General features: G+C 44.6%; 13 protein-coding genes. 6 read left to right on the top strand and 7 right to left on the bottom strand.

Features of this window, described 5'->3' with window-relative positions:
• Positions 1–155 precede the first annotated feature (155 nt).
• Both secD and secF read left to right on the top strand, forming a co-directional pair.
• Complete coding sequence (gene secD / locus R7P36_RS04755) at positions 156–1,994, top strand: protein translocase subunit SecD (protein ID WP_213899200.1); 1,839 nt, start codon at positions 156–158, stop codon at positions 1,992–1,994.
• 2 nt (positions 1,995–1,996) lie between these two features.
• Complete coding sequence (gene secF / locus R7P36_RS04750; RefSeq protein ID WP_213899199.1) at positions 1,997–2,899, top strand: protein translocase subunit SecF; 903 nt, start codon at positions 1,997–1,999, stop codon at positions 2,897–2,899.
• 58 nt (positions 2,900–2,957) lie between these two features.
• Here secF and R7P36_RS04745 read toward each other — a convergent pair whose 3' ends face one another.
• The gene (locus R7P36_RS04745; protein WP_017635186.1) at positions 2,958–3,224 is read right to left on the bottom strand and encodes a hypothetical protein; all 267 of its coding nucleotides are present in this window, start codon (positions 3,222–3,224) and stop codon (positions 2,958–2,960) included.
• Positions 3,225–3,239: 15 nt separating this feature from the next.
• Positions 3,240–3,860, bottom strand: a complete 621-nt coding sequence (locus R7P36_RS04740) for a LysE family translocator (RefSeq protein WP_021035942.1) — start codon at positions 3,858–3,860, stop codon at positions 3,240–3,242.
• A 739-nt stretch (positions 3,861–4,599) separates the two neighbouring features.
• Between R7P36_RS04740 and R7P36_RS04735 the strand changes: the two genes are divergently transcribed.
• The 4 genes from R7P36_RS04735 to phaC all read left to right on the top strand — a co-directional run bounded on the left by R7P36_RS04735 (position 4,600) and on the right by phaC (position 8,795).
• Positions 4,600–5,340 carry an SDR family oxidoreductase gene (locus R7P36_RS04735; protein ID WP_005373555.1) on the top strand — a complete coding sequence of 247 codons (741 nt, stop codon included), beginning with the start codon at positions 4,600–4,602 and terminating at the stop codon, positions 5,338–5,340.
• 12 nt (positions 5,341–5,352) lie between these two features.
• Positions 5,353–6,561 carry an acetyl-CoA C-acetyltransferase gene (locus tag R7P36_RS04730; protein WP_053349411.1) on the top strand — a complete coding sequence of 403 codons (1,209 nt, stop codon included), beginning with the start codon at positions 5,353–5,355 and terminating at the stop codon, positions 6,559–6,561.
• 44 nt (positions 6,562–6,605) lie between these two features.
• Positions 6,606–6,953, top strand: coding sequence for a phasin family protein (locus R7P36_RS04725; protein WP_005373550.1), 348 nt, complete (start codon positions 6,606–6,608; stop codon positions 6,951–6,953).
• 66 nt (positions 6,954–7,019) lie between these two features.
• On the top strand, positions 7,020–8,795 hold the full coding sequence (gene phaC / locus R7P36_RS04720; RefSeq protein ID WP_017819891.1) for a class I poly(R)-hydroxyalkanoic acid synthase: 1,776 nt from the start codon (positions 7,020–7,022) through the stop codon (positions 8,793–8,795).
• 169 nt (positions 8,796–8,964) lie between these two features.
• Here phaC and R7P36_RS04715 read toward each other — a convergent pair whose 3' ends face one another.
• The 5 genes from R7P36_RS04715 to R7P36_RS04695 all read right to left on the bottom strand — a co-directional run bounded on the left by R7P36_RS04715 (position 8,965) and on the right by R7P36_RS04695 (position 13,046).
• A complete protein-coding gene (locus R7P36_RS04715) occupies positions 8,965–9,099 on the bottom strand; it encodes a TIGR02808 family protein (RefSeq protein WP_005373546.1) in 135 nt (44 codons plus the stop codon).
• Between the two features lie 11 nt (positions 9,100–9,110).
• Positions 9,111–9,689, bottom strand: coding sequence for a NapC/NirT family cytochrome c (locus R7P36_RS04710; protein ID WP_005373542.1), 579 nt, complete (start codon positions 9,687–9,689; stop codon positions 9,111–9,113).
• Positions 9,690–9,717: 28 nt separating this feature from the next.
• Complete coding sequence (locus R7P36_RS04705; protein WP_005389061.1) at positions 9,718–10,173, bottom strand: nitrate reductase cytochrome c-type subunit; 456 nt, start codon at positions 10,171–10,173, stop codon at positions 9,718–9,720.
• A gap of 78 nt (positions 10,174–10,251) precedes the next feature.
• Positions 10,252–12,741, bottom strand: a complete 2,490-nt coding sequence (gene napA, locus R7P36_RS04700; RefSeq protein WP_005389060.1) for a periplasmic nitrate reductase subunit alpha — start codon at positions 12,739–12,741, stop codon at positions 10,252–10,254.
• The gene (locus tag R7P36_RS04695) at positions 12,738–13,046 is read right to left on the bottom strand and encodes a chaperone NapD (protein WP_005373535.1); all 309 of its coding nucleotides are present in this window, start codon (positions 13,044–13,046) and stop codon (positions 12,738–12,740) included. Before R7P36_RS04695 ends, napA begins: the two co-directional genes overlap by 4 nt.
• Between the last annotated feature and the right edge of the window lie 15 nt (positions 13,047–13,061).

The raw sequence follows: 13,061 nt of genomic DNA, 5'->3' as shown, positions 1-13,061 counted from the left end.
ATTTGCACCATTGTGCACTCTTAACACGACAATTGTATTCGACAGGACGTGAGCGTTCTGAGCATTTCATACCCTGAATTTATTCTGGGAGCATCTGTCGTGTGTTAAGCCTTGTTATTAAAAGCTTCACTTCATCGTGAAGGGATGATGTTTACATGAAAAAAACACCACAGCAGCAAAAGAACAGAAAGCTGATGAATCACTACTCAGCTTGGAAATATGTCGTATTAATCACGACAGTCATTATTTTAACCCTAAGTGCTATACCAACTTGGTTTGGCGAACAGCCTTCTATCCAGTTGACGTTTACGGATCAAAACAACAGTGAAATGTCGGTTGTTCATCTGAATCAACTGCTAAAAACCAACCATATTTCAGCCGACAAAATTATCGAAAAAGACGGTAAAACAACCATTGTATTCGATGGTGAAGATGCGCAAAGTAAAGCTCGTGCGTTGTTAAACAAAGAGCTAAATAAAGACGACAGCATCACTTTCTCATACGTATCGGTTGCGCCAGAATGGTTGAATGAGATGGGCTTTAGCCCAATTAAGCTCGGTCTTGACCTTCGTGGTGGCGTTCAGTTCTTGTTGAATGTTGATGTGAATAAAGCGTTTGAAGAACAACGTGATGCATTGATTGATGAAATCAAAGCGAATCTACGTGATCAACGTGTTCGTGGTGTGCAAGTTCGAGCAGAAAGTGGCAACCGAATTACGGTAAACAGTGACAGCGAGCAAGCATTGTCGGAAGTGAACAAGTTCTTGCGTCAAAACTACCCGGGCTGGATTTCAAAAAGTTCATCTCGTGGCTTTGTGCTTGAACCGAGTGAACAAAATATCCAAGAATTTCAATCGTCGACTCTTCAACAAAACCTGAAGATCATGCGTGGTCGTATTGAAGAACTTGGTATCACAGAAGCACTAGTGCAACGCCAAGGTAAAGAGAGCATTCGAATTGAGCTCCCTGGTGTACAAGATCCTGCTCAAGCGAAAAACGTTATTGGTGCAACAGCAAGCTTGGCGTTTTATGAAGTGAAAGATGCGAGCCAAGCACACAGCAGCCAAGATCTTGTTCTTCAAGATAATGATGGTCGTACTGTGATTTTGTCAAAACGACCAGTTCTAACGGGCGAGCACATCGTGAACGCTCGTGCTGGTGTCGACAAAATGGGCATGTCAGAAGTCAATATTTCTCTTGACCACGCTGGTGGTAAGAAAATGAGTGACTTCTCAGCAACTCACATCGGCAAGCCAATGGCGACCGTTTACCGTGAATACAAAACAAACGATCGCGGTGTAACTGAGCGTAGTGAGCGCGTTATCAGCGTCGCGACTATTCAATCTCAGCTTGGTAGCCAGTTCCGTATTACTGGGGCAGGTAGCATGGACGATGCGCAGCAGTTGGCGCTATTGCTTCGCGCGGGGTCACTGACCGCGCCGGTTACTATTGTGGAAGAGCGAACAATCGGTGCTTCTCTGGGGGCAGAAAACATTGAAAACGGTTTTGCAGCACTGGCTTTAGGTATGGGACTAACACTGACCTTTATGGCACTTTGGTACCGCCGCTTAGGTTGGGTAGCAAACGTGGCGCTTTGTGCCAACATGCTTTGTTTGCTTGGCTTAATCGCCTTGTTACCAGGAGCGGTTCTAACGCTTCCGGGTATTGCCGGTTTAGTGTTAACCGTCGGTATGGCAGTAGACACCAACGTTATTATCTTTGAACGTATTAAGGACAAAATGCGTGAAGGCCGCAGCTTCGCTCAAGCGATTGATCTTGGCTTTGACAGCGCATTCTCGACCATCCTTGATGCCAACATTACTACCATGATCACCGCCGTGATTTTGTACGCCATCGGTAATGGCCCAATCCAAGGCTTTGCCTTAACACTCGGATTAGGTTTGTTAACCAGTATGTTTACAGGCGTATTTGCCTCTCGAGCAATGATCAATTTAATTTGGGGCCGCGATGCCCGTCGTGATGTGAGGGTTTAATCATGGTCGAAATGCTAAAACAAAATATTCGTAAAATTCGCTACTTTACTACGCTAGTTTCCATCATTTTAACGGTGATCGCGATCGTCGCTCTAGGCTTTAAAGGGTTGAACCTAGGTTTGGACTTCACTGGCGGTATGGTGACAGAAGTAAAGGTAGATAAGCAGCTAACTAACCATGGTCTGCTTGACGTTCTGCAACCAAAGCTTGGTGAATCTGCGTCAGTGACACGCTCTGGTGAAGATGGCCGTTGGGTGATTCGTTACTCTGCGCCGGAAGATGGACAAACGTTGCCAAGTGTAGAAGAGGTGTTGAAGCCAATCTCTCACCAAGTTGATGTTGTCAGCAACAGTATAGTTGGCGCTCAAGTTGGCCAAGACTTGTTTGAACAAGGTGGCTTAGCATTGTTGATTTGTGTGTTGAGTATTCTCGGTTACTTGTGTTTCCGTTTTGAGTGGCGTTTGGCCAGTGGTTCACTGTTTGCTTTGGCCCATGATGTGATCTTAGTGCTTGGTTTTTTTGCAGTTACTCAAATGGAGTTCAACTTAACCGTTTTTGCAGCGGTGTTAGCAATTTTAGGTTACTCATTGAATGACTCTATCATCATTGCAGACCGAATCCGTGAGCTGTTGATTGCGAAACAGAGTTGGAAAACAGAAGACATCAATGATCAAGCTGTTATCGCGACGTTTTCACGCACCATGGTGACATCTGGTACGACATTGATCACTGTTGGTGCATTATGGATTATGGGAGGAGCGCCTTTGGCTGGTTTCTCAACCGCCATGTTTATTGGCGTTCTGTCGGGTACATGGTCTTCGATTTCGATTGGTACTGTGCTGCCGGAGTGGTTGAAACTGGAGCCGAAACATTATCTTCCAGTTGAGATCGACGCTGCGCCGTAGCATTATTTTTAAGGTAAAAGTGCTTGCGCCACTCATCTTGAGTGGCGCTTTTTTGTGCTTATTTCACGCGCATCAAGCGATGTTTCACAAGTCCCAAATCGAACTCTAAGACTTGTGAGCGCTTCATTGCTTCGACTTTATTCAACATCGACTCTTGGTAGCCTTTCTTCTTCATCCACTGAAGAGGTACAGAGAAAGCATCTTCATTAACGACATAAGACTCGCCTTTATGCTCACCGCTATAGACGTTCACAACCCAAACTCGGGCTTGAAAGTCCAATACTTCACCCATGACTTTAGCGATTTTATTCAGAATATTTTTCATTGTTTCCAGTTTGCCTTAGCTTAGTAGCAACCAGACACCAACTCCCATCATTAAAGTGCCTGCGATACGGTTCATTAGGCGTACATTCTTAGACTGACCTAATACGTGTTTCAACCCTTTACCACCAGTAGCGTACAGAGACATGCAAATGAACTCAAACAGTAAAATAATGGAGACAAGTATGATCAGTTGCGGTGCAAGTGCTGCGTTTTGGTCTATAAAAGGCGGTAAAAGAGAAATCATAAATGCCCAGCCTTTTGGGTTTGCGATTGCGGTAACGAAGCCTTGCATGATAAGTGCGATATTGTCACTCTTTGGTGTTTCTAAGTTGTCGACATTAATCGCAAGTTTCCCTCGCGATCGCCACATTTCAACTCCAAGATAGAGTAAATAACCGCCACCAATGAACTTTAACGCGATAAACATCCAAGGATAATTGAGCATAATCGCAGCGATACCTAACACCGCAGAGACTGACACCAGCGCGACACCGAGAAGTTCTCCTATCATCATCCATAACGTGCGACGATAACCGATACTCATACCTAACGTTAGGGCGAGAGTCATGCACATACCAGGCGTGATTGAGACAAAAAAGAAAGTAGGGATGAACATACTGAGCAATGCAAGATTCATATCTGTTGATGATTTAGTGATTAAAGAGAAGCCACAAAGATAGTGCAAAGTGGAAAAGGATGCTACTACAAAGCGAGCGATTACTTTCACTAGTAGCTAGTTGATGTTCTTCGAATATATAAATTTAAAATGAAATTATATTTTAATCTATGCGTCATAATAGTGCGTATTGCACCAGTATGAGACAAGCTCTTATATCATTTTTAGATTAAATATATTCAATTTATTATATTTTATCGGTATTAATCATCATTGTATTAAAATAATCGAATTGATAACTAAATTATCATTAAATGCAGTAATTAAATGATATGTTTGATAATTATTTTTACCGATAATTGAATTATTATTCTAATCTCAAGTTTGTTGTAATCATATAGGCTTAAAATTCAGATCTTAAATCATGACATAATGTAACGTCTACCATTCTGTATGTAAGTTCATGATATTTAATGTTTATGTTTCTATTTCTGTTGGTGTGGCTTTTGTGGAAGTGTGATTTAAAACAATGACTTATGTAAAATTAACCATTTTATAACATTTCACGGGTAATGAGATCTAAATCAATCTTATGCAATTGGGTGAGTTTTTTATTTGAAATGTAATATTTCTAGGTTAACTTAAAATAAAGGCAGCACGGGATTGGTTGTCAAAAGAATAAATAAACACGTCAGTTGGTGAACTATTTCATCAGTGTATTAAGTTTGCTTTTTAAATGCCGTTAAGAATGGAGTCTTCAATGAAGAAAGTCGCTTTGATCACTGGATCAAAAGGCGGAATTGGTTCTGCTATTTCCTCTCAATTAGTCAATGACGGTTACCGTGTAATCGCTACTTATTTCACAGGTAACTACGAATGTGCGCTGGAGTGGTTCAACAGCAAAGGGTTTACCAAAGATCAGGTTCGCCTTTTTGAGTTGGATGTAACAAACACGACAGAGTGTGCAGAGAAATTGGCGCAATTGCTTGGGGAGGAGGGAACCATTGATGTTGTTGTCAACAACGCAGGAATCACACGTGATGGCGTGTTTAAAAAGATGACTGCGCAAGCTTGGAATGATGTCATCAATACCAACCTCAATAGTTTATTCAACGTTACGCAACCCCTCTTCGCTGCAATGTGCGAAAAAGGCGGTGGTCGTGTCATCAATATCTCTTCAGTCAATGGTCTTAAAGGGCAGTTTGGTCAAGCAAACTACTCGGCGGCGAAAGCTGGGATGATCGGTTTCTCTAAAGCCTTAGCATACGAAGGTGCTCGCTCGGGTGTGACAGTTAATGTTATCGCTCCGGGTTACACGGGTACGCCAATGGTTGAGCAAATGAAGCCAGAAGTGCTGGAATCCATTACGAACCAAATTCCAATGAAACGTCTTGCGACACCAGAGGAAATTGCAGCATCAGTGAGCTTCTTGGTCAGCGATGCGGGCGCCTACATCACCGGAGAGACTTTGTCGGTGAACGGCGGCTTATACATGCACTAAGGAGAGAAGATGATGGAAAAAGTATTTATCGTAGCGGCGAAGCGTACTCCAATTGGTGCTTTTGGTGGTAGCCTGAAAAATACTTCTGCTGGCGATCTGGCAGCAGTAGCGATTAAGGGCGCGTTGGAAGCGGCAAAGTTGCCTGGCGACAAGGTTGACGAAGTGATTGTTGGCAACGTTGTTGGTGCAGGTCAAGGAATGGGTGTTGGCCGCCAAGCGGCACTGTTTGCGGGGATTCCTGAATCTGTTCCTGCATATGGCGTAAACATGGTTTGCGGTAGTGGCATGAAAACGGTCATGGATGCCGTGTCCCATATCCGTAGTGGCGATGCTGAGATCGTTGTTGCAGCGGGTGTTGAAGTCATGTCTCAGATTCCGTTTGCTGCACCAAGCAGCATTCGTGATGGCAACAAAATGGGCAATCTGGAGCTAAAAGATCTGCTCATAGCGGACGGTTTAACCGATGTTTACAACCAATATCACATGGGTGTGACGGCAGAAAACGTAGCAAAACAAATCGGCTTAACTCGCCAGCAGCAAGACGAATACGCGCTGTCTAGCCAACAGAAAGCGGTAGCCGCTATCGAAGCTGGCAAATTTCAAGACGAAATTGTGCCAGTGGAAGTAAAGCAACGCCGTGAAACCGTGATGTTTGATACGGATGAATACCCAAAAGCGAACGCGACAATGGAAGCCTTAAGCAAGCTACGTCCTGCTTTTGACCGCGAAGGCACTGTGACTGCGGGTAATGCATCAGGCATTAACGATGGCGCGAGTGCGATTATCGTGGCGTCTGAAAGCGCAGTTAAAGCGCATGGATTAACGCCGCTTGCTGAGATCGTAAGCTATGCGCAATCGGGTCTTGATCCGAAGATCATGGGCCTAGGTCCTGTAGAGTCGGTCAATAAAGCACTCGAAAAAGCGGAACTCACAGTAAATGACATTGACGTTTACGAGTTAAACGAAGCATTTGCAGCGCAAGCACTTGGCGTGATTCATCAGTTGGCGGAAACAAACCAAGTTCCAGTTAACGCGATTCAAGATAAAGCGAACTTTAACGGTGGTGCTATCGCGCTGGGACACCCGCTTGGTGCATCTGGAAACCGAATCTTAGTCACGCTGGTTCACGAGCTTCATAAGCAAAATGGTCAATATGGCGTTGCTTCACTTTGTGTGGGCGGCGGCATGGGCACGGCTGTGGTTGTAAAGACAGTTAAGTAATTATTTAAACGGACATTTTTAATTCTTTCTCTAGGAGACAAACCATGTACACAGATTTCTTCAAAACATTTAGCGATCAAACTGAAAAAAATCTAGAACCTTACTTGAAGTTCAACAAGCTAGTGACAAAAAACGTAGAAGTGTTGACCGAGCTTCAATTGAACGCCATTCGCACATACAGTGAAGTGGGTCTAAACCAGATGAAAGCAGCGACAGAAATCAAAGACGTAACGTCATTGACTGCTTTCAACAGCCAGCAACTAAGCGTACTTACTAAACTTTCTCAACAAATGATGGATGACAGCAACAAGCTTCAAGCGATTGCAAAAGAGTTCAAAGAAGACGTTGAGAAAATGACTTCGGAAAATCTAAAGACTGTTACTCCAGCGTAATTTGTCCGATTCTCGCCGCCCCTAGATTTGGGCGGCGTTGTTTTTTCCGAATATAGGAGTAAGACTATGTTTCAACACTTCTTTTCGGACTATCTTGTGAAGCTTCAGGAAACCAATCATCAGTGGTGGCATGATTTCGAAGTGAACAAGGCAGTCGTGAACTCTCCTTTAAACAAGGCCATGCAAGAAGTGAACTTTGAGGATACTGCCAAACTGTTCGAACAAGCTGCGAATCAGCCTGCTGCGATTTTAAAGCTGCAAGCACAGTGGTGGGAACAGCAGCTGCAAATTTGGCAGAATGTTGCATTGGCAGGGAACCAAGCACAAATCGTCGAAGCTGAAAAAGGGGATAAGCGTTTCTCAAACGAAGCGTGGCAAAATGAAGCCATGTATAGCTTCATCAAACAATCCTACCTTTTATTTAGTAAGACCTATCTGGACACCATCGAGTCTTTGGAAGGCTTAGATGAAAAGACGAAAGAACGTATTATTTTTTTCTCTCGCCAAGCCATTAACGCCCTTTCTCCTTCCAACTTCATCGCCACTAACCCAGAGCTTTTGAAGCTGACACTTGAGCAAAACGGTCAAAACTTACTGGCAGGCTTAGAGCAGTTGAAAGAAGACGTTGAGTCGAGCGCAGACATTTTAAAAATTCGTATGACGAATAACAATGCATTCCGTGTGGGCGATGACGTTGCGACGACACAGGGCAATGTGGTTTTTCAAAACGAATTGTTTGAGTTGATTCAATATCGACCTCTAACAGAGAAAGTGAATGCGACGCCGCTGCTCATCGTCCCACCTTTCATCAATAAATACTACATCCTTGATTTAACGGCAAAGAACTCAATGGTTCGATGGTTGTTAGAGCAGGGGCACAGTGTATTTATGATGTCTTGGCGCAATCCAGGCAAGGCACAAGCGCACATAGAGTTTGGTGACTACGTGACAGAAGGCGTAGTGAAAGCCGTCGCTGCAATTGAAGATATAACAGGACAAGAGCAAATCAATGCGGCTGGTTATTGCATTGGTGGTACTGTTTTAGCAAGCACGGTTGCGTACTACGCTGCAAAACGTATGAAGAAGCGCATTAAGTCTGCCACTTTCTTCACCACATTGCTCGACTTCTCTCAACCAGGTGAAGTCGGCGCGTATATCAATGACACCATTGTTAGTGCAATTGAAGCGCAAAATAACGCAAAAGGGTATATGGACGGCCGTTCCTTAAGCGTGACGTTTAGTTTACTGCGTGAAAACAGCTTGTACTGGAACTACTACGTCGACAATTACTTGAAGGGTAACAGTCCGGTTGATTTCGACTTGTTGTACTGGAATAGCGATAGCACCAACGTCAGCGCTGCATCTCACAATTTCTTGCTTCGCGAGCTCTATTTAGAGAACAAGCTGGTGCAAGATAAAGGCGTCAAAATTGGTGGAGTGTGGATTGATCTAAATAAGATCAAAATTCCTAGCTATTTTGTGTCAACGAAAGAAGACCATATTGCGTTATGGCAGGGAACTTACCGTGGTGCGCTGAACACAGGTGGCAACAAAACATTTGTCCTCGGTGAGTCTGGTCATATTGCGGGCATCGTGAACCCGCCAGCTAAAAATAAGTATGGTTATTGGTTGAACGATAATTTGGATGACTCTGCTGATGAGTGGTTGAATAACGCGGAACACAAAGAGGGATCGTGGTGGACACACTGGAACGAGTGGTTACTCCAATTCAACCCTAAAGAGCAAGTTGAGCCTTTCCCTATTGGCTCAGAAAACCATCCGGTTATTGATGAAGCGCCAGGACAATACGTCAAACAGGTTCTGCCAGTAAAAGAATCTTAAACAACTCCCTATAGCAGTAAATCTTAGCGGCCTTTATGGTCGCTTTTTTATGTATGATTGCTTGTTTATGGTTGGTAAGCACCATTGAGCAATAAATAAAAAGCGCCGAGCATTTGCTCGGCGCTCAGTGTCAACAAATAGGCTAGTTGACGAGTAGAGATGCGTTACGTTACACCTCTTTATCCTTACCAAATGACAGCAGCCAGAGAGAGATTGCTGCTACCGCCACAAAGCCGGAAAGAATAATCACTGGCATAGCACTGTAGCCAAGGATATGCCAAATTACAGATTCTAATGTACTCATGGTAAGTCTCCTTAGTGCCAGCCTTCAACGCCGCTCATGTCTGGTAGTTTGTGCGCAATACCTTTGTGACAGTCTACACATGTTTTCTCGCCTGAAGCGAGAGCGGTGGAGTGCTGTTCTGCCGCACGTGATCCTTGCTGAGAGTAATCCATGAAATCAAACTCATGACAGTTACGACATTCAAGAGAGTCATTCTTTTTCATACGTGCCCACTCTCGCTCTGCGAGGTGTCCACGACGCTCTTGGAACTTCTCTGGCGTATCGATCGTCTTCGTTACGAAGTGTGCAAATAGCTCTTTAGATGCCTGTACTTTACGAACGATCTTATCCGTCCATTCATGAGGAACGTGACAGTCTGAACAAATCGCACGAACACCAGAACGGTTGGAGTAGTGAATTGTTTCTTGAATTTCAGCAACGATCGGCGCGTGACAGCCAGAACAGAATTCTTCTGTGTTGGTTGCTTCCATACCTGTGTTGAATGCGCCCCAAAATAGAAGGCCACCAGCGAAGCCTAGAAATAAAACCACACCAGCGGCAGCTTTACTCGGGCTCGACAGTCTCTTCCAAAACGCTTTAAGTATTTTCATAAGTAACCTCTTAGTACTCGCGTTTCAATTACTGAAGCGAATCGACTGCCTTAAACTCGTTTTCCACTAGTGGTTTTGCATCCGTTTGTGGAACGTGACATTGCAAACAGAAGTAACGACGTGGAGACATATCTGCCAGTACCGCATCTTCTCTGTTTACATAGTGCGTTACGCTAATTTTAGTCGCACCTGACTCTTTTGCATTTTTCCAGCTATGACATGCAAGACACTTGTTAGCATTTAACGAAATTTCGTAGTGACGAATGCTGTGTGGGATCAACGGTGGTTGATAAACATAGCTGTCTTCAACAATTTGATCTTTAGGGAAGTCTTTGAACTCGTCTGCTGGACGCGTATCTTCCAATTGAGACATTCCACGTAAAGATTCTAGACCACCAATACCACCAGGATTATCCAACTCAGCTTGCGCAATGCCTGTCACTAACGCACCTACAGATAAAACTGCGACAAGTAATTTTTTCATCATTTCATCTCCGCCTTTATGGCTTAAATTCTTTATTAGGCCGCCATAATGACGGCCGTAGCATTCAGTATCTGAAGGTTAAGCAATCTTAGTGATTTTGACTGGGCACTTCTTAAAGTCTGTCTGTTTAGACAGTGGATCAGTCGCATCTAGGATAAGCTTGTTAATCAAAATACGTGCATCAAAGAACGGTACGAATACCAAACCTTTTGGCGGACGGTTACGACCGCGAGTTTCAACACGAACGCGTACTTCACCGCGTTTGTTTGCCATGAGTACTTCTTCACCACGACGAACATTGCGTGCTTTTGCGTCTTCTGGGTGCATGTAACACACTGCGTCTGGTACTGCTTTGTATAATTCAGGTACACGACGAGTCATGGTGCCTGTGTGCCAATGCTCAAGAACACGACCAGTACATAACCACATATCAAATTCATCGTTCGGTACTTCTGGTGGCGCTTCGTATGGCGCGGAAATGATCTTCGCTTTGCCATCAGCATTGCCGTAGAAGTCCCAACCAGAACCTTCTTTTGCGTATGGGTCTGAACCTTCTTTAAAGCGCCACTGTGTTTCTTTACCATCAACAACAGGCCAACGTAGACCACGTACTTGATGGTAGCGGTCGTATGGAGCCAAATCATGCCCGTGACCACGGCCAAATGTTGCGTATTCCTCAAACAGACCTTTTTGAACATAGAAACCGAAGTGGTGAGCATCGTCATTCAGTTCACGAGCTTCTTCGATAGGGAATTTGTCGACGTTACCATTGCGGTAAAGTACGTCGTACATTGTTTTACCACGGTATTGAGGCGCTTTCGCTAGAAGCTCTTCAGGCCATACTTCTTCCATTTTGAAGCGTTTCGAGAACTCCATTAGTTGCCAAAGGTCCGATTTTGCTTGACCGACTGTGCCCACTTGTTGGTACCAAGCTTGGGTACGACGCTCTGCGTTACCGTAAGCACCTTCTTTTTCAATCCACATTGCGGTAGGAAGAATAAGGTCTGCTGCTTGTGCTGTTGCTGTCGGGTATGGGTCAGACACAACGATGAAGTTTTCTGGGTTGCGGTAACCTGGAAGACGTTCTGTGTTGATGTTTGGACCGGCTTGCATGTTGTTGTTACATTGAACCCAGTAACAGTTCAGAACGCCGTCATTCAGCATACGGTCTTGCAATACGGCGTGGAAGCCAGGTTTTGGTGGAATCGTACCTTCTGGCAGTTTCCAGATGTCTTCTGCAATCTTACGGTGTTTAGGGTTAGCAACCACCATGTCCGCTGGTAGGCGGTGAGCAAACGTACCAACCTCACGAGCGGTACCACATGCTGATGGTTGGCCCGTTAGTGAGAATGGGCTGTTCCCCGGAGTCGAGATCTTACCGGTTAGTAGGTGGATGTTGTAAACCAAGTTATTCATCCATACACCACGAGTATGCTGGTTCATACCCATCGTCCATAGAGACATTACTTTCGTGTTTGGATCCGCGTATTGCTTCGCAAGCTCGATAAGCTTCTCTTTCTCAACACCAGAGATTTCAGATGCTTTCTCTACTGTGTATGGCGCTACTGATTTCTTGTACTCTTCGAATGAGATAGAAGTGAGTTTGCCAGAGTTCGGGTTCTTCGCTGCTTTTTGTAGCGGATCATCGTCACGTAGACCGTAGCCGATGTCAGTGTCTGCTTGAGTGAAGTTCGTGTGTTTGTTCACGAAGTCCCAGTTTACTGCATCGTTTTCGATGATGTAGTTTGCGATGAAGTTAGCAATTGCAAGGTCAGACTGAGGATTGAAAATGTAGCCGTGGTCTGCCAACTCAAATGAACGATGGTAGTAAGTAGAAAGCACGTTCACTTTAACGTGAGGGTGGCTTAGGCGGCGGTCAGTAATGCGAGTCCATAGAACCGGGTGCATCTCTGCCATGTTTGAGCCCCAAAGAACGAAAGCGTCTGCGTTCTCAAAGTCATCGTAACAACCCATTGGCTCATCGATACCGAATGCGCGCATGAAACCTACAACGGCAGAAGCCATACAGTGGCGAGCGTTTGGATCAATGTTGTTTGATCGGAAGCCTGCTTTCATTAACTTTGATGCAGCGTAGCCTTCCATTACTGTCCATTGGCCTGAGCCAAACATACCTACGCTTGTTGGGCCTTTTTTCTCGAGGGAAGCTTTCCATTTCTCAGCCATGATGTCGAAAGCGTCATCCCAAGAGATAGGTGTAAATTCACCATCTTTGTGGAATTTGCCATCTTTCATTCGTAGCATCGGTTGAGTTAGACGGTCTTGACCGTACATGATCTTAGAAAGGAAGTAACCTTTGATGCAGTTCAGACCTTTGTTTACTGGTGCTTCTGGGTCACCCTGTGTTGCTACCACTTTGCCGTTTTGAGTGCCAACAAGAACAGAACAGCCTGTACCACAGAAACGACAAGGTGCTTTGTCCCATGTGATTTTGGTTTGATCAGAGCTTGCAATCAGGTTGGCTGCAGATGCTGGTAGTGTCACACCTGCGACAGCAGCAGCTGATGCAGCCGCGTTTGCTTTCACAAACGCACGTCTTGTCATTTTCATACTTCACCCTCGATTTGGGAATGTTGTGTTCCAGTGTCTTCTTCATCCGTTTCTTCAAGCCCAGTTTCGATTTGGTGATAAACCAATACCGTGCTTAAGACGTTCGGTAAATTGTTAATGGCATCGATAGTGTCTGTGATGAAACCTTGGTTCTCAGTTTCAAGTACGACGATAATCTTGCCTTCAGGACTGTCACCATAGATTTCCGCATTTTCGTGTGCTTCTATCTTTTGTTTGATTTCGTCCAAATGTTCCGGCAGCACATGTACTACCAAACTTGAAATATGCACTTCATTTAGTGACATATAGCTCTCTCATTT

The sequence above is a fragment of the Vibrio sp. 397 genome, assembly GCF_033339395.1.
GTDB lineage: Bacteria > Pseudomonadota > Gammaproteobacteria > Enterobacterales > Vibrionaceae > Vibrio > Vibrio alginolyticus.
This window is presented reverse-complemented; position numbering and strand designations above follow the sequence as displayed.

Excerpts from the sequence above, each read along its gene's own strand:
- secD (WP_213899200.1), top strand. The coding sequence starts at position 156 with ATGAAAAAAACACCACAGCAGCAAAAGAACAGAAAGCTGATGAATCAC.
- secF (WP_213899199.1), top strand. The coding sequence starts at position 1,997 with ATGGTCGAAATGCTAAAACAAAATATTCGTAAAATTCGCTACTTTACT.
- R7P36_RS04745 (WP_017635186.1), bottom strand. The coding sequence starts at position 3,224 with ATGAAAAATATTCTGAATAAAATCGCTAAAGTCATGGGTGAAGTATTG.
- R7P36_RS04740 (WP_021035942.1), bottom strand. The coding sequence starts at position 3,860 with ATGAATCTTGCATTGCTCAGTATGTTCATCCCTACTTTCTTTTTTGTC.
- R7P36_RS04735 (WP_005373555.1), top strand. The coding sequence starts at position 4,600 with ATGAAGAAAGTCGCTTTGATCACTGGATCAAAAGGCGGAATTGGTTCT.
- R7P36_RS04730 (WP_053349411.1), top strand. The coding sequence starts at position 5,353 with ATGGAAAAAGTATTTATCGTAGCGGCGAAGCGTACTCCAATTGGTGCT.
- R7P36_RS04725 (WP_005373550.1), top strand. The coding sequence starts at position 6,606 with ATGTACACAGATTTCTTCAAAACATTTAGCGATCAAACTGAAAAAAAT.
- phaC (WP_017819891.1), top strand. The coding sequence starts at position 7,020 with ATGTTTCAACACTTCTTTTCGGACTATCTTGTGAAGCTTCAGGAAACC.
- R7P36_RS04715 (WP_005373546.1), bottom strand. The coding sequence starts at position 9,099 with ATGAGTACATTAGAATCTGTAATTTGGCATATCCTTGGCTACAGTGCT.
- R7P36_RS04710 (WP_005373542.1), bottom strand. The coding sequence starts at position 9,689 with ATGAAAATACTTAAAGCGTTTTGGAAGAGACTGTCGAGCCCGAGTAAA.
- R7P36_RS04705 (WP_005389061.1), bottom strand. The coding sequence starts at position 10,173 with ATGAAAAAATTACTTGTCGCAGTTTTATCTGTAGGTGCGTTAGTGACA.
- napA (WP_005389060.1), bottom strand. The coding sequence starts at position 12,741 with ATGAAAATGACAAGACGTGCGTTTGTGAAAGCAAACGCGGCTGCATCA.
- R7P36_RS04695 (WP_005373535.1), bottom strand. The coding sequence starts at position 13,046 with ATGTCACTAAATGAAGTGCATATTTCAAGTTTGGTAGTACATGTGCTG.